Annotated in this window: 12 protein-coding genes and 1 pseudogene; all 13 read left to right on the top strand. The window is 42.0% G+C overall.

Translation table 11 applies throughout. From position 1 onward, the window contains the following. The first annotated feature begins 6 nt into the window (after positions 1-6). On the top strand, positions 7-1,050 hold the full coding sequence (locus ALW18_15175) for an alpha/beta hydrolase (GenBank protein AOE53741.1): 1,044 nt from the start codon (positions 7-9) through the stop codon (positions 1,048-1,050). A 55-nt stretch (positions 1,051-1,105) separates the two neighbouring features. Continuing rightward, positions 1,106-1,588: a hypothetical protein gene (locus tag ALW18_15170; GenBank protein AOE54438.1), complete on the top strand. Its 483-nt coding sequence runs from the start codon at positions 1,106-1,108 to the stop codon at positions 1,586-1,588. A gap of 16 nt (positions 1,589-1,604) precedes the next feature. Then, on the top strand, positions 1,605-1,979 hold the full coding sequence (locus ALW18_15165; protein AOE53740.1) for a hypothetical protein: 375 nt from the start codon (positions 1,605-1,607) through the stop codon (positions 1,977-1,979). 258 nt (positions 1,980-2,237) lie between these two features. Then, on the top strand, positions 2,238-2,849 hold the full coding sequence (locus tag ALW18_15160; GenBank protein AOE53739.1) for a hypothetical protein: 612 nt from the start codon (positions 2,238-2,240) through the stop codon (positions 2,847-2,849). A 5-nt stretch (positions 2,850-2,854) separates the two neighbouring features. Then, a complete protein-coding gene (locus ALW18_15155) occupies positions 2,855-3,859 on the top strand; it encodes a hypothetical protein (protein ID AOE53738.1) in 1,005 nt (334 codons plus the stop codon). Positions 3,860-4,462: 603 nt separating this feature from the next. Then, positions 4,463-5,116, top strand: coding sequence for a hypothetical protein (locus tag ALW18_15150; GenBank protein ID AOE53737.1), 654 nt, complete (start codon positions 4,463-4,465; stop codon positions 5,114-5,116). A gap of 2,197 nt (positions 5,117-7,313) precedes the next feature. After that, positions 7,314-8,417: pseudogene (locus tag ALW18_15145) on the top strand (hypothetical protein). Beyond that, positions 8,414-8,989, top strand: coding sequence for a hypothetical protein (locus ALW18_15140; protein AOE53736.1), 576 nt, complete (start codon positions 8,414-8,416; stop codon positions 8,987-8,989). Before ALW18_15145 ends, ALW18_15140 begins: the two are co-directional and overlap by 4 nt. A 231-nt stretch (positions 8,990-9,220) precedes the next feature. Next, on the top strand, positions 9,221-11,311 hold the full coding sequence (locus ALW18_15135) for a hypothetical protein (protein ID AOE53735.1): 2,091 nt from the start codon (positions 9,221-9,223) through the stop codon (positions 11,309-11,311). After that, positions 11,304-12,008 carry a hypothetical protein gene (locus tag ALW18_15130; GenBank protein AOE53734.1) on the top strand — a complete coding sequence of 235 codons (705 nt, stop codon included), beginning with the start codon at positions 11,304-11,306 and terminating at the stop codon, positions 12,006-12,008. The genes ALW18_15135 and ALW18_15130 overlap by 8 nt, the downstream gene beginning before the upstream one ends. A gap of 175 nt (positions 12,009-12,183) precedes the next feature. Next, complete coding sequence (locus ALW18_15125) at positions 12,184-18,099, top strand: hypothetical protein (protein AOE53733.1); 5,916 nt, start codon at positions 12,184-12,186, stop codon at positions 18,097-18,099. Between the two features lie 155 nt (positions 18,100-18,254). Then, a complete protein-coding gene (locus tag ALW18_15120; GenBank protein AOE53732.1) occupies positions 18,255-25,037 on the top strand; it encodes a hypothetical protein in 6,783 nt (2,260 codons plus the stop codon). 55 nt (positions 25,038-25,092) lie between these two features. After that, positions 25,093-25,554 (top strand): hypothetical protein, encoded by a 462-nt coding sequence (locus ALW18_15115; GenBank protein ID AOE53731.1) that lies wholly within the window; start codon positions 25,093-25,095, stop codon positions 25,552-25,554. Positions 25,555-25,782: the final 228 nt, after the last annotated feature.

The following is a 25,782-nucleotide window of genomic DNA, read 5'->3' as shown; positions in this document are numbered from 1 at the left end:
GAAATCATGGGACACAATCTTAATTTCAATGAGCACACAGGGAAATACTCATTTTTTAGCGTACAGGAAAAAGCATGGCACAACCTTGGGCAAATCGTAAGCGACTATCCCACAAGCGCGGAGGCAATTCAATACGCAGGGCTGGATTACCAAATCGCTAAAGAACCCAACACACACATATTACCCAGCGGTAAGAGCATACAATCAAAAAGCAGCTTCTTTACCTACCGCACCGACAACGACACGGTACTTGGGGCAAGTGTTGGCAAAGACTATCATATCGTACAGAACCGTGAAGCCTTCGCTTTTTTTGATGCTATTGTAGGCGGTAGCGAGGGTATCCTATACGAGACAGCCGGGGCATTGGGGCAAGGGGAACGCATTTTCATAACCGCCAAACTGCCGGGTTATATCAGGGTGGGCAATGGCGAGGACGTTACCGAAAAATACATTTTCCTGACCACGGCGCACGATGGCTCCGGCAGTATTACCGCAGCTTTTACACCTATTCGCATCGTATGCCAAAACACACTCAATGCTGCCCTGAAAGGGATGTCAAATGTAGTACGCATCAAGCATACCTCAGGGGCTAAACAACGTCTCGAGGATGCCCATAAAGTGATGGGCTTAGCCGACAGGCTGAGCGTCGAACTCGAAGGTATATTCAACAACTGGGCTTCGGTGAAGGTAGCAGATAACGAAATGAAAAAGCTCATCGAGCTTGCCCTTTGCCCAAACAAAGAAACCTTTGACCTGCTAAAAAAAGGGGCGCAGGATGAACTCTCTACCGTATTTAAAAATACGGTGCAGGATGCCTTTGCTTATGCGATGATAAGCGACACCCAGCAAATGGAAACCACAAAAGGTACATTGTTCGGGGCATACAACGCCGTAACAGGCTATTACCAAAACGTGCGCAACTATAAGGACGAAGAGGCAAAACTGCAATCGCTTGTTATGGGCGGGACAGCACGAAGTAAAGCACAGGCAGCCTTTGACCTGTGCAGGGGGTTCGCTGATGCGGGTGCAGACATCTTCAAATTTAATTAATCATTACAGGCGGTTGCCTTACACAAAGGCAACCGCTTTAAAAAATACTGGTACTATGGCAAATTTTTGCAGTAACAGGGTTGCCTTTGAAGGAAGTAAAACGGCAATCCAACACATACAGGCACTCTTTGAGGGGATGCGACAAAAGGAAGAACAGACAGGAAAAGGGCAACTGCCGGATTTTATAGAGCGTGAAGACGGGTATTTTCTTGACCTGTATTGTGAAGAAGGGGATATAGGTATAATCCAGTATGAAACCCGATGGGCACCCAATACCGAAATACTCAAAATAATCGCAGACCACCACAACATAGGTTTTGTACTGGACTATGAGGAACTGGGTAACCTGGTATTCGGCAGGACAACATACAGCCAGGGGGAATTGGTTGATATTTACTTAGAGCCTGAAGATTTTGATACGTATGAACTGGACTTTGATACCGGTATTTACCATTTCGAGGGGCAGGAATATGAGTACGATTGTGATATACTGGAAACCCTGCTCGAGCGCAGGATACAGCAAAAGGACAAAGTTTAACCCAAAATGATGTAGTATGAAAACGCTAAGGCAATTGACAAACGTGGAAAAAGCGGGCATCCTACACAGCTGGTTTCCCGAAGAAATAGCACCGATAGTAGATGCCATACAAGGCATGAGTGAGAGCATCATAAAAAATGAGCAACAGGAACGAGAAACATGGACATTAGGCTTGCTGAATTTCGACTTCTGGCTGCAGCTTGCCCGAAATGCAGACACCATAATTATCAAATACCAAAAAAAGTTGGCTACTAACAAAAGGCTTTTTGCCGACCAGCTCTTTGATGGCTACCAAGCCATTTTTACCGTGCACTGCATTACCGGATATGCCAAAACAAAAAGGCTTGAAAACCGCGAATTATTTTTGGTAATAGAATTGCTGTTTAATTAATAAACACCATACATTACAGTAAGGGGCATACCGAAAACTAAGTTTTCGGTATGCCCCTTACTTACATCTTAAGCCGTCGGGCATCCCTTTTTAAAGGGATGCCCGACGGCATAGTATCATAACCCCTCAAGCGCCGCCTCGCTTGAGCACCAAGGTATGGTTTTTTAATTAAAAAAGCAAGTAGTAAAAAGAAGAACGTAATTGTATTTTTTTGTCGCAAATATTTACTAAATTTGCGACAAGACTAACGCTAATAATATGACTGAAAGTATTGAAAATAAGATATTAGCAAAGATAAAAAAAAACCGAAGAGGCCGAATTTTTTTTGTCGAAGACTTCATTGCCGTAGCCGTAGCCAAGACCGTTAACAAGACACTGGAACGACTGGCAGCCAAAGGAGAGCTTACCCGGATTGCAAGGGGCATCTATACCCGTCCGGAAATGAGCAAACTTCTGGGCCAGCCATTGACCCCCTCAACGGAGGTTATCGCTAAGGCCATTGCTAAAAGGGACAGGGCACGCATCCTGCCTACAGGTACCTATGCCCTAAATATGCTCGGGCTATCAACCCAGGTTCCGATGAACGTGGTCTACCTGACCGATGGTGCGGCCCGAAAAATACAACTGGGTAAACGCAGTATCCTCTTTAAAAAAACCACCCCGAAAAACCTCGCTGTGGAAGGGGAACTCACCGGGCTTGCCATACAGGCACTGCGCGTACTGGAGAAAGATAAGGTAACACCTGAACAGGAGGCAAAAATTATCGAATTCCTTAAAAAAGAAAAACCTGAAGTCCTGGAGCGTGACATCGCATTAGCACCGGAATGGATACGACAGATCATGAGAAAAGCACTTCCCACAAAACCTTAACCATTATGCAGCACTGGCTACAGCTCTCAAACAAAGAAAAAGCAGAAGTATACAACGAAATTGCAGCACGCACCGGTATGAGGCCGCAAGCCGTGGAAAAAGACTGGTGGGTTACCATCACCCTTAACCTTGTGTTCTCAAGTACCCCTGCTGAGCATCTTGTCTTCAAGGGCGGAACTTCCCTGAGTAAGGCCTGGAATCTGATCGAACGCTTTTCAGAAGATATTGACCTGGCTCTTGATCGCAAATACCTCGGCTTTGAAGGAGCTATGACCCCAACACAGGTGAAAAAACTGCGTAAGGCTTCCTATAAATATATATCTGAAGTATTCTTTCCTGAATTGGCAACAATTTTTGAGCAAAACGGTATCCCTGTTGATATAAAACTAAGGGAAAGCAAAGACAGCGACCAGGATCCGCTAATTATAGAAATATATTATCCCCACATCTTTGAATATAACGAATATATTGAGCCCCGGGTGCTCGTCGAAATCGGCAGCCGTTCCCTGCGTGAGCCTTTCAGCCACCGCAGCATAGTAAGCCTTGTGGGTAAACATTTCCCGGAACTACCATTTGCTGACACCCCTTTTCAGATCGCCACCGTAAACCCGGAAAGGACACTTCTGGAGAAAATCTTCCTGCTGCATGAGGAATTTCAAAAACCAACACAGAACATCCGTGTAGAACGCCTTAGCAGGCATCTCTATGATGTTGACAGGCTAATTGTTGCATATGGATCTCACATACTTGAAAATAAGGCTTTGTATCAGGAGATTGTGGCCCACAGGCGCTCAATTACCGCAATACGGGGAATAGATTACGACAGGCATAAACCGGAATTCATTAACTGCATACCTCCAGAGGCCATCATCGCCGAATGGAAAAAAGATTATACCGTAATGCAGCAGGAAATGATATTCGGCAAAAGCCATTCCTTTGAGGACTTGGTACAAAACATAATTAATTTTAGGGCTCAGATAAATGCCCTGGACTGGGACCTGGAAGCATAAATTTAGTACGCAATATTTAAATATCTACCATAATACTATTGCATATAAAATTTCAGACGAGCATTTATACCTCCAATGCAAATAGCTTTACGCTGTAAGGCTGGACCTGCTGACCTGAACCTATCACCCGCACCTCTTTTAAACAATTCTAAATATTTTTTGAAATCAATTAAAAAAAAGAGGTATTGAACACTCCCGCCTGGTGAAAATTTGTAAATATTTGGATCAATTCATGGCTTAAAATGGGATTGCATCTTCAATGAGCTTATCACCTTTAACGGTATATAAAGAGGCCGTCTTACCTGAAAGCCGATTTGGTTTCACCTTTAAACTCTTCTAAAACAAAGGCGATATATAAAATTAACTAATGATACTTCCAACACATAGATGACCTGGTTTTCATCAAGTATAAAGTGCCGCCAGCTTTATACCTAATAAAGCGGAACAATTTTTGCCTATCTCATAATTAATAATTCTTTTTCGTCAAGTACTAATCTTATGTATCGACAACTAGGGTTTTTACTCGATTTTTAAAAACAAGTATTTCTACGTGGATTTATAATTTCAAATCTTCATACATTATGCCTTTAATAAACCACACCAATGAATATCCTAATTGTTGACGACCACCCTATGGTTGCAAGATTTTACGAAAGCATGTTGCAGGAGTCTTTCTTGCAACGTGCTGATGTGCATACAGTAAAAGCTTTCAACTGTGAACAAGCCTATAAGACTATTACCTCAGATACTGATGAACGTAAGTTTGAACTTGCGATCCTTGACTACCGGCTGCCCGCTTACACTGAAATAAAAATTTTAAATGGTTGTGATATAGCGAATCTTGTTCGGAAAATAAATCCAAATTGTAAAATTGTTTTTATTACTGCGCAAACCGAAGTACTTATTATCTACGATATTATAAAGAAGGTACATCCTGAAGCTCTAGCAATCAAGAACGAGATTGATAGCGAAATTTTTCACACAATCATTGAAACTGTAATGCAAGGGAATTGTTATCAAAGTAAAATGGTAAAGGCTTGCTCTTCAAAAATATGGCGTGATGAAATAATGATTGATGATGACAACCGGAAAATCATTTTTCATCTTGCAAAAGGTTACAAGGTCAAGGATCTTGAATCAGTAGTAGACCTTTCGCAAAGCACCATCCAGAAACGGATTATTAATATAAAAAAAAATTTAGGGATATCTGCCGAAAGTGGACTTGTCCTCGAACTAACGAGACGCGGCTTTATATAAGCGATTTTAACACATTTGGAAGTTTTACTTCCAAGTGTGTTAAATATCTAAAATATAATAACTTAAATACAATTTTTATCAGTAAAGTTTTGTTATTTTAGAAAACTATTAAATAGCATCACTTCCTCTAAATCCATCAAATATGTATTTCTTTACTGAGCCACTCAAACTAAACGTTCAATCTCCTGGACAGGAATTTGGAGCTATTGACGAAAATTCTTTCCGGCTAAATAGTCTGTTTACCTCAAGCGCCAGTGAAGCGCCCAAAGCTTTTGCTGTTACAGACGGCTTAGTCCTAGTACAGAAAATAGATGGTGCTGATAAGTATAATGTCGTTTTCAAGCCATCCGTTCAGCCTGACTTAAATATGCCCAAAATTGATTATATAATTTATAAGGGTATTAAGAAGGACAGTTTAATCGAGGGTAATAAGGTAGCAAACGAAAACAAAAATGATTTAACCAAGAGTATCCATAAAAGTGCCCAGCTGTGGTATGAAAATGAAGGTATCCCAATGCCCAGCACAGAACCGCTTGCAGAAACATCGCTGGGACTAGCTTACAGCGCAGCCGCGACAGACCAAAGCTATAAATTACTAAACACAGATAGTTTGGATGAAGCTTTTTACTCGAATAATCCCGTTACGCTCCCATTTGTATTCAAGGGAAACCATATTGGGGATTTCGATATGTCGGATGATTTCGGGATTTTGATAGTTTTTGAAAGAAGTGGCTTTCAAGCTACATTCAAATTAGCAAGGGAATTAGACTCGGTTTTAACGGTTGATCCCCTGCCAGCAGATCCTACTTCCGCTGAAAGATTTAAGTATAAAAACCAGAAGGAAAAAATACAGTGCTTCATAGATGCCGCCGCTCTATTTGGCTCCTTCTACACAATTGGCATTGAGGTTTTTACCGGCACCAGCTTTGAAATGCGCCAAGGAGATGACTTGTATACACAGGTCATCAGTAAATATCTTAATAAAAACAAGTTGTACATCAACATCGCTGACGAATATTGCAATTCTATTAACTATTATCAAAATTATAGTAATACTATTCGGTGGAACCTTGCCAATACAGATACCCTTACAGAGGTAGACTATTACAGGGATTATGGTTGGCCCTTGCTTGTTATTGACGATAGTGCGGGTACTAGTGAATTTGACCCCGGAAATACAGATAAGGTTATCAAATTCGCAATTCCATCCGGAGACAACCAAAGTCCCCTCTTATATTATAAACGAGCCTATAAAAAAATCCTTGGCCTTGAATTGCCCAAAGGGAACGACCTATATCTTCAACCTGTTATAGCGGAGGATCTTATTTCCTTTGAGGACTTAATAGTTCCTAAAACTACAGACCGCTTGGTTTCTACTTATTACCAGCTTAGAATTATCAAACTACTAAAATCGGACCTCACTGCACCTGCTGAAAGTATAGCACCTGTCCGGGAAAACTATTTAGATATGCTTTTTCCGATTTTTGACATGCAGATACCTTTTGAGGATAGTACAAATAAAAGTTACCTAAAAGTTTATTACGATGAAAACTTCGCGGATAAAACTCTTATTAACGGCTCAAATTTTACGGCAAATATTGCTATTGCGAAAGACAATGCCGCAGTCACATTTCTGGCATTCCCTGCAAAGTATAATTTAAATTTCAGGAATAACATTGACGACAAAATACCGCTGAGCGGAATGGAAGGCCAGGTTGACAGCCTTTTCCTTACTGAACTTGATAAGAAAATACCGTCGGTGAAGCTCGTCCAAAGTTCTTTGGTCATTGCAGGCCAACAGCGCGATTACCTAAAGTTTATTCAGGATGAGTTACCCAGTGAGCTGAAGATCGAAAATTATACTTTTGATGATGTTGCAATTATATCTCTTTCTCACGCCCAAATGCAACAGTTAGAAACTTTGCGTCAGCAAGAATTTACGGACGATTACCGCATCTATATGAAACTCGAGTATGTTGTCAGCAATACAGATGACAATGAGGACCCATATACGAGTTTTGACTGTGCCCTCGTTGGACTTAAAGATGACGGGGATGGCAATATTATATCACATCTAGCCTCCCCGGAAACACCCATAACCTTATATACAGACAAAAAAATAATAGGGGCTGCCTACGCAAGAAATTTTGAGGAGAATATTGGAGCCGAATATGATATCGAAGACCGACCAAATGAAGATTACTTCATTAGCCTGCAGCCTGAACTGGGCGAGATTGTCAACGATTTTATCTCTAAATTAAATAATCTCGACTCATCAAGCGCTGAAATATACTCCGCGATCAGGTCTTTAGTCAGTACAAGTGGAGCACAGCTATGGCAAACGGCCACGCAAACAGTGCAGGCTAACCCTTCCGACGCTGACGACAGGCCCTTTTATTGGGCTAGGATAAAAATGAGCGTCGCTTTGAAACAGCATCCATATTTCATTGGTGACATTAGCTCAGAATTTGCTATAATTCAAGATACACAGCTGGAAGACACCATCAAACTCTTTGAAGAGAAAAGCCGAAATTATACAGGAATTGACTTTTCAGGCGCTCCTTCAACTGCAAAAAAAATACTTGTCACCGGTTTTGATCCGTTTCAACTTTCCACTAATATATTTCAAAGTAATCCTTCCGGCTGTGTTGCATTATCAATTTACGATACGCTTACATCTAACAATATAGGCTATATACAAACAATGATTGCCCCTGTCAGGTTCAGGGATTTTGATAGCAGCGTAACTCCCGAAGGGGGGCCGGGTCAGGGTATAATCGAAGAGTACATACAGCCTTGGCTGAATCAGGTTGACATGATTATTACAATTAGTCAGGCGCTTCCCAATCAGTATAATATTGATAGGTACGCAACGGTGTCCCGCGGCGATATAACGGATAATCTTAATGAGTCCAGAGAAGCATTAAGCCGATCCATTGAAATTGATAATCCGGATCTCGAATGGATTGAAACCAGCCTGCCTCAAACATTTATTGGCAATGGCATCGTATACAACTGGGAATATCTTGATAGTGAGGGCATATCACATCCCAACACCAACGGTGATGATCCTCCAACAGTAGGTGAACGAATGAACGAAGGACCAGGAGGCAATTATTTATCCAATGAGATTTTCTTCCGTGTAGCAAAACTTCGGGTAACCCTTAGACCACAATTGCCTACAGGCCACTTCCATATCGCTAAGATTCAAGCAGCTGGTCAGGATTTCAGCGGTACACAAACACAAACACTAATTAATAAAGTAAAAACAGGTATTAATAATGCAGTAACAGGATTATGAAGATGAATACCGTATACATGTATCTTATACTGATCACTACAATCGTAGGTCATAACAAGGCTTTCTCTCAAGATACTAAAATATTTCTGGAAAAGAGGAATGTAATGGATAAAACCCTGGAGTTAGATTATCTATTGAAGAATCCAAAAGATTCGATATACATTGACTTTGACTATTCGGGCGATTTCGGCCTTATCCTTCATGTAAATTTTAAACTGAAGGACCATTTACCTGATGGAAAATATGATATCTATGTCAATGAAATTCTTGTAAAAGAGGCTTTCTTTCGAAACGGGTTGAAAGACAGTATCTGGGCTGAGCATGATGAAAAGGGGGGCAAACGAGTAATCCCCTACGTCCGCGATACGATAAATGGTAATATAATCGACTACTCCAAAGATGGAAACGTAAGACGTATAACGTATATGGACAAAGGAAACATCACATGGCGGGAAAGCTATTCTCCCGAAAAGGTTCTCCAAATGAAAGAATTATTTAGAAATCGAAAAGTATATAAAATACTGAAATACAATCAGAAGGGAGAAATTATTGAAGAAAAAAATATCCATTAACATAGCAAAACATAATTGATTTAAAATTGCTTCTAAATAAACAATAGTTAAACGTTGGGATAACAAGCAGATTTGGGAACCGCAGAAACTAATAATTTAATATTCTCTTTTAAGCTGGAATATTTAGCCTGTTTCTAAATCTGAAGCAGGCAACAGTTTTAGAAGATCTGTATACAGCAGAGACTGTAAAAATAAATTTAAACTATTGACCAAGATTTAATAAATAAGTATATGATTGCATTAACCGATACCTCGGCATATCCGGATGTAGAATATATTGCGCCTGGAACAAATATTGGACTTACCACAACGCATGTTAACAACATTCCCACAAGTGCCATCATAAATGCCACAATCACGACAAATGTCAAGGCACTGCTAAATAGCATCCTAAGTAACTCGAATGTGAATAGTACGGCTAAAACTGCCATAGCTACTTACAGTGGCTTTTCAGTTAATGCGGCAGGTGTAATATCCTTTAGCTCAAGCAATGTGTCCATCGATAAGCTTACGTTTTATGTAATATTCCGTCTACCCCATACCGGAACGGGTTTGACATACGAAGATATTGCTGAGGGAGAAACAAGCAGTAGCATAGCAAGCAACCCAACAACATGGGGTAAATACGCAAATTACATCAGGACACTTTCTGGGGCTGGACTTAAAAAGCTGAGATCAGAAGGAGTTAATTTTGACCTGGCTGCAGATTTCTTTACCACTAAGCCGGGTTATGAAGCAGTAGGTGCCCTTACAAATACCGATGGTCATGAAGAGTACGAGACAACGCTTTTCGACGGAACAACTAGTTATAATAAGCTTCCTGTTAGTTTTTTCAAAATCGCACAGGATGAGAACAACTATAAAGTGTATTGGAAAACAAGGCAATATTATCGCCCGCATTGGCCCACCAGTGCTATGGCTAACGATCAGCTAAAAGACAAAGATGCACCCAGAAGATATTACGAAAGGGAAATTACCGGCCAGCGTATTATTAACGGCAATGGTACACCAATTACAAAAGACGACTTTACCAGATTGTATCGCGAATATATTTACCTCGAATCTTCTAATCCTAACGTCTATGCAGTCACTGATGGTAATTTTCACTATCGCTTTGCATTAAAAGACACCAGTGATAAATTCTTTAATCTTGTGGGTTGTGAGGTTTTATTTTATAAAGGCGCTACCGCATCTGAAATTATACCTGGTACAACATACACCGGCACTTTTAAAATTATCGCGCGTAAGCCCGATCCAAATGGGGATAACGGAATTGCTATGACTATGAACCGCGATGTTGATGAACGACGATACCTGATACAGAATTATATTCTTAGAGAGGGATCCGGCTTAACCTTTGGCGCTGGTATTGACAGCGGGGCAGCCTTCACGAAAGCATACCAAAGAAAAACAAGTTTTGAATTTAATCTCGCAAATACTGTCTCCAACTTTAGAATAGGGCTGGGTGACAAAAGATCTAATGAAATAGCTTACTCTACTAATATGACGTCTGCACTGCAAGGTGCCATACGTCAAGTTTTACAGTCTTTTCTTGAGGAGTATACTTTTAAACGAATGTGTGAAAGCGCAGACAATGCCGCAAGCTTGGTAACAGTCGCAAAGGTTAATGATCATAAATATACCATCAACATCAATTGTTCAATACGCTATATTTTACCAAATCTGTTTTATTCTCCAACCTCAGGCGTGACTTTTACCAACATAACGTCTTCAAATCCGGAAAGAGCCAGTTTTCAAGAGAATTGGCAAACACTTAAAACAATTTTTCTAAGGTCTTTTAATATCTCTGTTACCAACTTTACCTACCAGCAAATCGATAGCAACATGCAGTGTTACGTCCAGGCCGGAATAACGAACACCACTGAACAGCAAACCTTACAGAACCTAATTAAATCTTTAGTTGGGGTGCGTGGACCAATGTCCTGGGTACATTTTAGAAACAATTTCGGCCTCCTTAGGAAATTCAAGTTTGGAACGCATGAATTTTACGTTTATCATCTAAGAGCTCTTTACAATTATTTTTACAAAACTCATTATTATGATGTTGCGTACAATGCTATAAAGAATGGTATTGAAGTTAAACTTAATGAGGCGGAAAAATACGTAATTGCCAGTATTGTCTATAATACGGGAAGCATACCATCTGAACGTAAGAAAGAGATAAGACTTGCAATTAATTCCCATAATCCTAAACTTCTTAAAGAGGTAGTGAACAAAATAAGCTGGGGAGGTGCAAACAGAGCAAGCCTTATAAGATCATTTATTGATTTAGCAACTCCATATCTATATAAAAATGTATAATTCCTTTACATCAATATTGCTTATATTAAGCCTGTTGTCCTGTACCCAACAGGAAGCACCATTATATCGGGAAGTTAAACTTCTTCAGTACTCAGAAACATCCTTATACCGATCGCTCGATCAATTTCCTGAAGAAGTATCGGCCAAATTGCAGGAAAAACTATGGACTGTCACAGCTAAGGAGCCTCCGGGATTTTATTACGATAGCATCACTGGCAGTATTAGTTATACTCATTACACCGACTTCTCTTCCGAAGATCAAAGTGCATATTTTCAATCAAAAGATTTAGAATCAATTATAAGGGTTCATAAAGTCAGAAATAGTATTCGTTCACTTGGTGACTCCAGCCAATTTGAAAGCACTAAAAAAAAGATTTCCTGCCAAGGCGAGGATTATACCTACTTGGATAACAAGCAAAATTTAAAGGTTCTGGTCGAAAAGGACAATGATTCTCTCACGTACGGACTTCGTATATCATTTCTAAAAAAAAGTAACAACAAGTGGGTTCTCTATGACCACTTCCGAATCCCTAATGAGCAGACCGATTATGCAGTCCAGTGTGTCGCTACAGCGCACACAGCTGAAAATGGTTCGATTATATATATTGAAACAGCTTACGAATGGATGAACAACAAGTGGACTCAGGAAATTTTACTATTGCCTTCTAAAAAATTAGCTATATCGGATTTGAAGTAAAGATTAACAGGTTTATTCTCTGACCCTTCGGAGCAAGCCTTAAAGAATAAATAAGATGCCAACACCTCAATTTTATCCCGCCTTAACAAATCTAATTAGTTTAGAACGTCTGCCCCAAGCCATTAAGGGTGCCCTAGGGAATGTTTTGAACAAAGTATTTTACAAATCTTATTATGTGGAGAACAGCGTTGACGGATCAGCTGCCTACCACCACATAATTATTGTTCTAAACGGTCAGGTGGGATTGGACCTATTTGACGGGGAGGATGGCTTCCAGCTGTTATTCAATCCTGGTACAGTGCCCCAAACCACGGAGATTCCGTTAACAATTTACTACAACCTGCCTATCCTAAAATATGTCCGTAATATACAGGCGGGAAATCTGGGAACCGTGCAGGATTATTTCTTTGCAACAACCGAAATGTTCGGCATTTCTCCAGAAGAGCTGTTCTTTGAAGCAATAAAGGTATTTCTAGGAGATGATGAGAACCCTGTCCAAACGTTTGTCGATGGCTTTAATCAGAACCCTAACTATAGCACCTATCCTCCTTTAGTTATTCCTAGCACAGGTGAATACTACACCGATGTGCTTAATTTGCTTGCACAGTTAAAGGATAGGAGCATTGACTCCAGTATATACATTCTCGAAAATTACGTTCAGCAGGATAACTTGTCTAACGCATTTGACAACATGCCGGTTTTATTTGATAGGTGGTTGGGCAATTTTAGCCAAGCAAATTTTATTAACCTTTTTATTCCAAAAGTTTCTGTGTCAATACAGGCTTTGAACCTTGCTTTAACATTTCCCAGAACGTGGTTGAAACCGGTTGATGCTCAAGGGAATGTTATTGAGGACGAGAGCGTTAAATCAATGTTGACCTACCATGTTGGCAGTTTAACATATCACTCGGAATATGGGTTTGAATTTGCTGCCGCGGACAGCTTTGACTTGACCCCTTCTCAAATTGGTAATACCGGATTATTACTGCAGATCAACAATCTGAAGTTCGACCTCCGCACCGATAAAAATATTCCCGAAGCTACTGCCGACGGTCGTCCTGTTAATTTTCAGGGCATTTACGCGGATCTTGTTGCAATTACGCTACCGAAAAAATGGTTTAATAATGTAGAGGTGTCCACCCTTCGGATTGCAGGAAGGAATTTATTAATTGGCAGCGGTGGTGTCTCGGGGACAATTTCACTTGAAACATTGTCCGGTCAGCCCAACGATGGCAATGCTTATCTGAATCTGAAAATTGGGAATTGGGAAGTTGGTTTTAATTATTTCGACCTGACCTTCAAGCAAAATGTCATTACGCAATCAACTGTAACCGGTCGCCTAAAAATACCAAAACTTAAAGATTCGCAGGGCAATGATGCACTTGTGTACCTAAGCGGCCATTTTAATGAAGCTGGTGACTTCAATTTGACGGCCTCAGAGCCAGAAGGGATTCCACTAAACCTCTTTAATTTCGTTACGATCAACTTCTTAACCCTTGAGCTGGGCCGGGAAGATGACCACTTTTATATCGGTACATCTTGTCAAATATGGTTTGACAACCAGATCATGGCAAAACTAATTGGTGACCAGATTATTGAGATCCCGCAACTTCGTATATATGATAACGGCACGATGGAAATTATTGGTGGAAATGGTTTTATTCCACTAAATATCTCCCTAAGCCTAGGTCCAATCGATATGGCTGTCACCGGCGTGCATTTCGGCTCTACCCAGCTTAACTATAATGGACAAATGCGTAAATATAATTACTGGGGATTCGACGGGGCTATCAGTATAGACCCTCTGGGCGTGGATGTCCGAGGTAATGGCATTAAATACTATTTTACCGTTGATAATGATGAGTATGGAGGTTCCGGTGATAGTTTTATACATATAAAGACCCTAGAGATAGACCTTGTTATTCCTGGTACTGCGAGCCCTTCAACCGCGATTGCAATAATTCACGGCATGCTCGCACTCCCTGACCCTGGGGAATCTCCGGAATATATTGGAGAGATTTCATTAAAACTTCCAAAGGCAAAAATTGCCGGAGGTGCCGCCATGAAACTGGCACCTAGATATCCTGCCTTTGTGGTTGATGCATTTATAGACCTTCCAGCACCAATACCAATCGGACCTCTGGGAATATATGGTTTTAGGGGGCTGCTTGGATTCCGCTACGTAGCCGAAAAGGAGGCTGTAGGCCTTGTGTCGGGCGTTAATACCTGGTACGATTATTATGTTTATCCGCCAAAAGGAATCCATGTCTCTAAATTTAGCGGACCAGAACGAACTTCTAATTATACCGCACCGTTTTCTCTGGGAGCAGGAGCAGTTCTCGGTACCAGCTTTGACAGTGGTACGGTTATATCGGTGCGGGCTATGCTGTTACTATCGCTGCCTACACTATTTATGGTTGAAGGAAAGGCCAGTATCCTTAGTGCCCGCCTGGGACTCGACGATAACAGGGAACCTCCATTCTTTGCGTTTGTAGCTTGGGGCGACAATTCCATCGAAATGGGTATGGGCGCCAATTTCAAACTACCTTCGAGCAACGGCTGGATATTGAAGATATATGCTGAGGTTCAGGCAGGTTTCTTCTTCAATTCTCCATCCGCGTGGTATGTCAATTTTGGCACGAAGCAAAATCCCATCAGTGCGGATGTCCTGACTATTGTCACTGCCCAGACCTATCTGATGCTATCCGCTCAGGGCATACAGGCCGGTGCAAGGGTGCAATTTGACATTAATAAGCGTTTTGGCCCTGCCAAAGTACACCTTTATGCTTATCTTGAAATAGGAGGCTTTGTAAGTTTTGAGCGGCCTCAGCTTGGCGGTTACATAGCCGCCGGTGGAGGAATAGATATCGATATTTGGATTATCGGTATCAGCATCAAACTTTCAGCACTGTTTTCCGCAGAAGCTGCTAAGCCGTTCCTATTATATGCAGAAGTTAGCTTCAGAGCCTGCGTCAAACTAGGATTTGTACGGGTTTGCAAGTCGTTTACTGTTAAACTCAAGTGGGAAAAAGATACCACAGTGGATCGCCAGCCTGTCGCTCCACTGCCATTTTCTACTTCGCAAGGTTCGGTTAACAGGACAAATGAACTTGTGAAGGGCATACACATGCTGACTAACGAAGCGTTTGATCTAAATTATCTGGGAATGGGCGGACCTCCGGCGGTAAGCCAGATCACTAAGGTTATTCCTCTTGACACATTTATCGAATTCAAAACTGTAAAAGGATTATTACCTGGCCCTATTTCAGGAAAAATAGGTGGTTATACATTTGCTCCGGGAAACAATGTTGACCTTATCCCGCCACAGAAAGTGGTTCGTGGTGGTCGCGAGTTGAGGCAGGTTAAACATCGGTATTCCATTGAAGATATCGAAATTAAAGCGCATAATGGCAGCTCATGGCAGCCGTACCACCCGTTTGAGGCAGTGGTTGCGGCAAACGAGCGGCCAAGTGTTGCAGGGTTACGAGTAGGATATTGGCAGATAAAGGAAAAACAATACGACACAATCCGTATCCTTGCTACCACCCCATTTACATATCTGGAGGCGGGCGAGCCCGGGTGGCATATCCCTGAAATGTATGGCATTACACCCTCAACACTATATTGCCAGGAACCGTTACGTACTGAAGACTGCGCTAATGTGCTCAATAAAGCGCTAGGTACAATATACTACCCACCTGTTCAATATATTGGAAATTACATCAATGGCGCATACTTCACCTTACTGTATGTTCCTGTTTACGAAGTAACCGGCGCGGAGGTATCACTTGATCAAAGCCAATATTCCGAAGTCACTAATGCAACAAATGCGCACGGCTTTGCGAAGTCACTGACTTTTAAAAACGACAACGGGCTGGTTATCATACTTCCTGCAGCATCCGTTACTGTCAAACTTCGCCTTAGCACAGATGCGCAGGGTGTCACTATCACCTACTATAGGTCTATTATTGAGGATACTACGAGTATCGTCCAGTACGAAATTGTGTATGAGGAATATAAAACCACCGCAGAGCTCGGCAGTGTTATCGAATATTTTAACGATGATAAGGCAATTACAAAAATCATTATAAAACCCGACGGCTCCGATTTACTGGCAATACAGCAGATAGACGAGCAAATAGCGGTATTATTTGAATATACGTACGATAAGGCAAGAGGTGAAGTAAATATCACTGAACCTAGTGATATTAAGAAATATCAGGAGCTAATTCGCAAAAAGCAGGAACTGGAAAACAAGGGGTGCGCAAAAGTTAAGGGAGACTGTAAAAAAGATGATAAGCTCTGCGCGTTCTATGAGCACATGGTAGGTATATTTAATGACTGCTTCATTTACCCTGTCAATAAAGTTGATGAACTCTTGCGGGAGCAGCAATGTTTTAATGATTTCCTAAAACAGCTTCAAGTCTTCGATAAGGAAAATCCGCAATACAGACTCATTCTGTCGATGCAGGAGCTGTATGAGACATGGGTGAAGTCTCTAGAGAAACTAAACCAGTACCTTGACCGTTATCCCGAAAGTGGTAGTGATAGGGAGATTATCACTCTTTACTACCAGTTCCGTGACTATACGATTGCGGTTCTGGAACATATTAAAAAACTTGGCAACTGCGATTGTGACGATAATCCTAAAACAAGATGCACCACCTCGCTACAGCAAATATGCTGGCTGACGCTGGAAAATCACCAGTACAACCTTTCAATACCCGGAGCCAATGCCATCGCTGAAGATTTCCAGGATATGACAGCCGCTGTTGAGCAGGTAGCACAGCCCGTTTGGAGGCCCAACACATCGTATTATATTCGCTTCAGGCTTAAGGATGAGGTTGACAACGGAGAAAGTAACCCTGGGATATTTGATTATTATTACGGTTTCAAAACGGTTGGACCTGTTGGACATTACCACAAAAACCCTGCCTCGGGGTACCTTCCACCCGGCGCCAAGGCTGACGAATATCCATTAACATCCCTAAGGTCATATATTGACTATGAGCGTTCCTATCCCAATGCAGATGGCAACCTTCTGAAAGCTAAGCCGCTGTTTTATGGACATCAACAATGTAAGATCAGTATTTATTTTGATAAACCTTCGACCTACCACATGTTCCAGCTATGGCACAGCTATAATAATATGCCAGAACTTGACGGGAATCTTCATATCGCAGTAAAAGATCCTGTGACAGATGTAATTGTGCCTTATCCATTGCCCGTCGGATATCATGAAGCTACGGTTCCGATACCTGACGGCTCGGATGTATGGCACGACGACAACGATCCATTATTGCCGCCACATATACAAATGCTTAACAACATAATCGAGCACGCCCAACTGCCGTGCCAGATCGACCTTGGCGATCCACTTATACCTGCCAGTTCGTTCTACAGCGTAACTTTGACCAATCTGCGGCCTTTAAAACTGTATACGGCATTGCTGTACAATGCTTTTGAAGTTACTAATAACAACATTGTTAGTGAACCGGTACATGAATTTGTGTTCCAAACCTCACGCTACGAGAATTTTAATGCGCAGGTCAACAGCTATATTATAACGGATGAGCAAGCTGAAGCAGAAACACAAGCAGTCTACCAAATCGATATTGACCTGAATGCCGCTGCAGTTAACAAAGCCTGGAGCATAATCTCAGACCCTGCTGCGCAGTCATCAGATCCTTTAGGGGTGCAGTACCAGCATTTGTTTGACAGGGTCATTGAAGGAGTATTTGAAATGCTCCCTGGTGACCCTCCTGCCAGGACAGAATTCCATAAGCTTGTAAGCAAAGCTACCGGAGACATTGTTGCAGTACTGATTAAGAATCCTGAACCGTTTAACAATCCTAAGATTCCTTTAGGCAACCTTGGGGCAATGATAGGGGTCGCAACAGGCTCTGGTAGTACAGACCCTGCTTACAAGGCTTTATTCAGTAAAGATTATTCGCAGGCGTTAATTATGAATACAGCAAAAAAAATTACAGCGCCTAGCCTTAATTTCAGGTTCATATACTACACATGGAACGGCAGCAGCTATCAGGAAACAGATAACATTCTGGTTGAAAGCATAAACATTAACCAATAACAACGACACAAATGGCTTACGTTAATCTATATAATCCCGCCTCCAATCTGTACTTGCTTAAATCGGTCCGACTCGGATCTTATACATATGTCCTGGGCTTCGTTTCCGGAACAGGTGGCAGTCCATATTTAATCAAGCTGGATGCCAATGGCACTATGATATGGCAAAGGAAATACAATTTTACCGGTACCTCATCGGGGGGATGGGTCTGGTATAAAGCTCACTTTACTGATTTATGGGAAGCTTCAAATGGCGATCTTATCGGCCTGGTATCCGACTTTGGCAATTTTTTGATTGTCAGGCTCGATAGCCAGGGGAATGTCATTTGGAAAAAAAAATATTACGATAAGACTAATACTCCTATTGTATGGACGGGGCTTAGTACCACTGCACGTCTATTTACACTAAATAGCACAACGTTACTGTTAAAAATTGAGGAGGTACAGTCGCAAAACGGGGGAGTTAAAAGAATCAATCATGTATTCTATACTATTAATCCCTCGAATGGGGCGGTTATCGCAACCAAGCAGATACAATCGGAAAACCCGATATTGATCATTCGCGATTACGAGGTCCGCTCCCAGGAATTGTTTATGTTTGGCTACTATGACGGAAAGGCAGCCATTATTAAGATAAATACTTCCCTAACCATAACCCAATCGGTAGGCCTTACATACAGCGGTTCGTTAGCAGGATACAACTATGTTCACATCTATGCAGCCAGTCCGCTATACAATGGGAATTATGCAGTGTTGGGTTCATTTTACCATTACAATCCCAATGCCTCGGCTGCCAGAACTGAAATATCAGCGCTGGCTAAAGACGATGGACTTGACTTTATAGTGAACGACAGGGATGACAGCAATCCCTGGACAACGGTTGAAACGATGATTGATCCCGGAGCTAAAGAAACCAGTAAAAGTATCTCCGCCGCTGCAGCCGCAGATCAATATACCCGATTCTTTCTAAGTGAGGTTAGCGCTGATAACAAAAACGTCATTTCTGCGAAAATCACCGACAGAAATTTCACGGCTACTTACCAGACAATGCATAGAAACAGCGACGGCCTTGCTCTTAGCATCAGTACGGAACTCTACAAATTAAACAGTGGTCTAACCGCCTCTTCCTGGACCAAGAGGGTGTGGGTGCAGGAATTAAACAGGGCGCTTCTCGTTAATAAGAGCTTAGGTAATACTTTTGACGCCTATTCTGACCAAACAACCTCCGGTAAATTTGCAACGGCTTCAGCAGTTTTGGATTATGCAACCTGCCGTACTGAAAATGTTGCTGCTTCCTTAACCTTGGCCAATACACAATTTACGATAAATGCAATTACTATAGCACTTATCGCCTATACACCCAAGCAATATACCGACCCAACCTTTACGTTGGTTTCAATGACGCAGACCGCCGACACCAAATTATGTTCGGCACCGCAGCCACAGCCTGACCTGAGCAAAAGTACTATTGTAGCCAGTCCGGTATCAATACAGGCCAACGGGACTTCTACATCGGTCATCACCGTAACCCTCAAGGACGCACAGGGAAACGTTATTAACCCCAGTACATATACGGTTACTATCAACACTAATGCCGGTACGTGGTCGGGGAATGTCGTTAGCAGTGGGAACGGCGTATATACGCGGACGCTGAAATCTTCAACCTCCCAGCAAACAGCAACCCTTTCTTTTTCAGTGACAGGGATAGGAACAAGTCCCAATACTGCATCGGTGCAGTTTATCGGAGTGCCCAACCTCAGCCTTAGTACCATTATAGCGAATCCCGTATCAATACAAGCAAATGGGACTGCTACATCGGTTATCACCGTAACCCTTAAAGATGCACAGGGAAATGTGATTAACCCTAGTAATACTTATACGGTTACTATCAACACAAATGCCGGTACGTGGACGGGTAATGTTATTAGCAATGGAAACGGCGTATATACGAGGACGCTAAAATCCTCAACCGCCCAACAAACGGCAACCCTTACCTTTACGGTTACCGGTATAGGAACAAGTCCTAATACCGCTTCAGTACAGTTTATCGGCGTGCCCAACCTCAGCCTTAGTACCATCATTGCTACCCCGGTGTCAATACAGGCTGATGGAAGTTCCACTTCGCTCATTACTGTTACCCTGAAAGATGCGCAGGGCAACATCATCAATCCAAGTAATTATGGTGTTCAGATTAATACTACTGCAGGATCCTGGGCAACAGGGGTAAGCACCAGTGGTAATGGAATTTATAACAGGACACTAAAATCATCGACTACACCTGCCAACGCTACTGTTTCTTTTTTAGTCACGGGTATAGGCACGAGCCCTAATACCGCAAATGTAGAATTTACCAGGCCGGGCTTGGTTATAAAATTGTCTGATATTACATCTTTTCAATCACCCTATCTTTATTTGCAGGCAGCAGGGTCAGATGGGTATGACAGCACCAAAGGCCGCCACCTGCGCTGGGCACTTAAAGGTTATTTAGGCGAAAGGCACTTACCGAAAGGGGACTATGCAAGCAATTACGTGAACTTTAATAAAGAGCATGACTACGTTCGCGTATACAAGGCACCGTATACCAGAAATGTTTTCAGGCTGGATTTCTTTGCCGAGACGCCGGAAGTTGTTGATAATGCGAACAGGCTCTGGATTTATAGGTTTAGCGACAAGGAATTTTACGTGCGTTTTGGAAACGCGTCAAAATACGACCAGGTAAAACAATCCATAGACCCATTTTCCGATCCCAGTCAGTTCATGGCCAGCTACGGTGCTGAACTAATTGAGGTAGAAAATATAAAGGATTTATTTTTCAATGTTGAATATCAGCTTACTGGGGTCTCAGGCAGCTCGCAACTACGAAGCGAAACGCTTTCGGTTGACGCAAATATATTGTTGACAAACAAATATGTAACCAACAGAAAAACTGTTTCAGGTACGCAACTCAATAATCCGGTAGCATTTCTGATGGAAAATGGCCGCGCAACGCGTTGGAGAATTTCCAACGCCCAGGTCGCAGCGCTTGATTTTGAGTTCTATACCGAAACCATCAGAAAAGTAAATGATACCACCGGTTGGGAAGACCTTGGTGAATATGCTTTAACCAAGGACCAGCAGATTGCCTACAAGAGGCTTGAGCCGTCCGACGGGGATGTCAACGGTGTGTGGCACCGCTTTGATGCGGAGGCATATGTTAAGGTTCGCAATTATCAGGAGAAATGGGATGCCGTCCCAGAGCCAGGTGATCGCAATATTGCCGCAGTAGTTGATAAATACATCAGCCTTAGCGATGATATAAACAATCCTTTTGCCGAGGAGGAAATTCCTTTGGAGAACAATCCTTCTGATCCCTCTGACTATCTGCAGATATCGAACCTGGATATGTTGAATTTTTCGGGGAATGATTACCACATAGCACGTATGCTGGGACTTGGCACTCTTGATTTAGAAGGTGATGGGGCCATCAGGTGGCTTTATGTTGCCGAATACTTTACCAGAGCGGATTTGCACGACGGAGAAGGGACCAGGGAGGTACAGCATTTATATATGAGCCTTCCTACATCCAACGCCGATTTCAGGCTTCCACAGCCAGTGGATTTGGACCACATCACCCCAGGTGTTTTTATAGATGGTGAAAATGGTGAAGCCGCTGCGTTATCGGATGCGGATGGATATTCTTATGACGGAATGTCCCGCTATCTTAGCATTTACACGAAAGAATTGCAGGAGGAATCTTATGATATACCGTTCTTCATCAGCAATGAAGAACTCAATTCGAGTATCAGGACAATCCCTGTATATGGAGGATTAAAGTATAAACTTGATAATGGCGGATGGCGAAAACCTGAATTGTCAAATGACAACAGGTACTACAATCTAGTCCCTTCAGGCCCTGAATTTTTTGAGACGCGTTATATACTTATACCGGAGCCACAGGATGCTTACTTCGTCCACAGGCAAACTACTTCAGGGCAGCATACGTACAAGCCTTATGGAATAAACTGGTTTTCGCGCGCAAAGGTCAGTGATACGGAGATGAGCATCGTAACTGCGATTCGTCAAAAGAATCCGTTACTTCCACCATCAAATACAAACGCACTGCTGATCAGGCAGGAAAGCCCGCTCTTGCTGACCTCTCAATACGAGCAAAACAGGTTGAACGGCATTACCGGTGACAAGACGTTGATCAGGCTAACCTATGATTACCATTCTTTCCAGGAACTAAAGAATTATAATATCCCGCTGGATTCCCCTTATTCCAATGCCGATCTTATTAATCCTGCTTATGCGAATGACCCACTTGTTTTATTTCCCGACAACCAGGAAATTTTTGCTGATGAGGTCGATATTTTCTTTAGGAACCATATTCCGAACAGTATTCAGGGCAAGGCACTCAGTGTTACCAACGACAGTGCTGATGTTACCTTGTCCGTTATTACCACAGGAAGCTATACAGTGGTAAGTACAGGAGAAACACTGATCCCGACAATTACAGCCGGTACAGAGGCAAATTACATTGGTGGTATATTCATTTGTGCAGATCAGCAGTATATCATTTATTCTGTCGCACAGGGGGCTAGCGGACCTACTTTTAAAGTCTATAAAAAACAGGTCAGTGATTCTATCGTTTCAGACGAACTTCCGTCAGGCGATCCGGCAGCCGAATTACTGGCACCGGTGCTTGCCCCGGATGGAATATTTATGGCAATTGAAAACATGCAGAATTCCGGAAGTTGGGGAACGCCCAATCCCTTAGCCTTCAAAGTTAAGGTAGGTAATCCAGCCTGGACGATTAAGCGGGAGATCATTGAGCGTGTTGATGATGGGCAGGTGCAAAGGATGGTTGAGAAAACCAGAGGTTTCTGGGGAGCGGCACAGGTTACAGCGGATCCGGCAGGTATCCAGCAAGGAACTTATAAAATAAGCTTTAATAATCTGACGCTGCCCCAACACGCGCAATACAACAGCGGCGCGGCAAACTCTGTTGAGTGGTATCAGGGAATTGTTCGGATTTATACGCAAAGTGCCGGTACCGGGACGGTTCATAACCAAACCCGAAAAATTCTTCCGGTCATTAAAATTGAAAATATAGGCACATCAAGTAATGTGATCCTTTATGTACAGGATCCTGAATATGACCCAGCGCAAAGTGGCTACGATTATATACAGACCGGCAGTAATATCCTTGTGAATTTCTATCCGGGATATAAGATATATTTATATAAAAATAGTACCTACCATATTGATGAACCAAGTATTCTTCCCAGTGCGGGAGAAGGGTTGCGTTACAGCATATTTGGATTTAGGAGCCGTGATTTAAATGGTGGTTGTGATCCTAGTACAGGAGCATGCCTTTCTAAAATCAGCACGCCATGTATGATGTATGCACAAGAGCTTGTGGAAGCATTAACACCTGAAAAGCCAGAGGGTGCATTGTATGCAACACGTCCCGATTTCTTCGGCAGGTCAACATACACATTAACGACAAAGTACCAGCATAAGCCTCATGGTGTATTGTTTTACCGCTCGAACGACCAAGCGTTATTGGATGCGCTGTATGAACGTCAAACCATTAAAGAGATCAGGGAACAGCTAGCAGGCCTGGGTGGAAATAATGAAGAATACCTCACCAATAGATGGGATAATTTTTTAAACTTTTCACAATTAGCTTCAGAGGGTGACTTTAAATTATATCCGCCGGCAGATGTGTCGCCTGACGGTTACAAATTCCCAAATCCAGATAAGCAGGCGTTCTTCGACTGGGCCAATAAAATCCTGGAAGATCTTGGCCAGCCCCTGATTACTGAACAACCGGGAACATTGAAAGTAGGTAGCCCAAAAATTATAAATTTTGTCAAAGGGGCGATTTATAATGCTTTTGTCGCACTGACAGAAATGCCTGTTATTTATCAATATATTAACGGAGGAACATACCAGCCACTCGATTTACCGCAGGTTATCAAGGATCGTAACGGAAGTATACTATCTCCGGGGAGTGATGGCTTCTCAATGGCTCCGATGATGAAAGTTTCAGGAACATCTCCACATCAAACCTTGTTCACTGACTTTAAATTGGACGGCACCTCAAATAACTTATACTTCTACGGTGTCAAAGAGTTAAGCACTCAGATGAAAATGAGTGATTTCAGCCCGTTCCTTGGGCCGATAAAGCTCGTTAATACCAACGCACCGGAAACACCCGAAATTACCCGAGTTACACCAATTCTAGGTAATAACTTAGATACAACACCTAAAATTCAGTTGGAAATAAATGCATTCTCACCGGCCCAAAACATAAGAAGGGTTGCTATCTACAGAAGCACTTCTTGGCTTCAGGCACAATCGGTTCTAAGTATGCAGATGGTTAAGATTATTGACCTTGAGGAAAGTGGAATCCTATATGATCGTGTGTGGACTGTATTTGACGACTTTCCAGATCTGACGGAAGTACCATATGGAGATGGACTATTTTACCGAATAACGGTGGCTAGGGAAGTCCGATATGCTAACAGCACTGGAGAAACTACAACTGAATATGCGCCTTCGCAGCCTTCCAAAGTAGTGGCAAGTTTAATAGTAGAAATTGAGCCACCTACTGCGCCGCAACTTCAATTCCAGTCTTTAGCTCCAATAAATGGAATTATCTCCTCTGTCAGCCTGCTTTGGACAAAAACCACGTATAATGCAAAATATCATGTTTACAAGATGAACGGTCAGGGCAATTGGGATGAGATTTACTTATTCCAAACTAATGATGAAAATATTGTCCTGCCGCTGGAAGACACCGATTTGCAGGATGATAGTTTGCAGCTGGTTGATGGCAATGGCAACCCAATGTATCATCACTTTAAAGTAGTTAGCGAAAATACCGCTGCTATGCAAAGTTTAGAAGAGAACATTTTAACCATATTTGATCCGAATTCTTGGATCGAGATCTAAGACAACGATTTCGGCAATGTTTTTGATATATAGAAAATCAATTAAAATCCATATTATGAAAAAATTACTATTGATCTTTATCGCTGCAGCTGTAGTGTTCGCCTGTAGCGACGACGATAATTCGAATGCGAACAATGGAGGTAATGGTAGCGACGAAATTTTTATTACGTTTAAGGCTAACGGCACCACCTACACCATGGAGCCTGCATCGTCAACCTCTCTTAAGTTTAGGGTTTCTGCAGATCAGGGACTTGATAGTACATATCGTGATATAACACTGGTAATGCCAGTGGAATATTCAATTGGTGCGCACACCATCACGGATGCACCGTCTAATTTGGAAGCGTATGAAGCGAGCTATTCGCAAGGAGATGTAACTATCGATGGCACCAATGGCACCCTCACCATTACTGCTTTAAATGAGGATTATATTGAAGGTACTTTCAATTTTACTGGAAACGATAGCGATGGCAACTCATTTAATATTACTAATGGGTCTTTCAGAGCTTATCGATAAATGTTTGAATATAAGCATGGACAGAGAGATTCTAAATAGTTGAAGCTCTCTGTTCCTTTATTTTCCCTTCATCTATCTTCTAATTTTGTTAGAGTTTAAAATTGACAAAAAAGCATGTAGTCGAATTAGAATCGCTATATTTGTCAAGTGATTATAGTATTGAGTATTACGCAGGCAAATTGTTAAGACTGTTATTTCTAAACGTTACTGATGAGTTTTAGTGGTTTG

The sequence above is a fragment of the Flavobacterium psychrophilum genome (assembly GCA_001708385.1).
GTDB classification, from domain to species: domain Bacteria; phylum Bacteroidota; class Bacteroidia; order Flavobacteriales; family Flavobacteriaceae; genus Flavobacterium; species Flavobacterium psychrophilum_A.
This window is presented reverse-complemented; position numbering and strand designations above follow the sequence as displayed.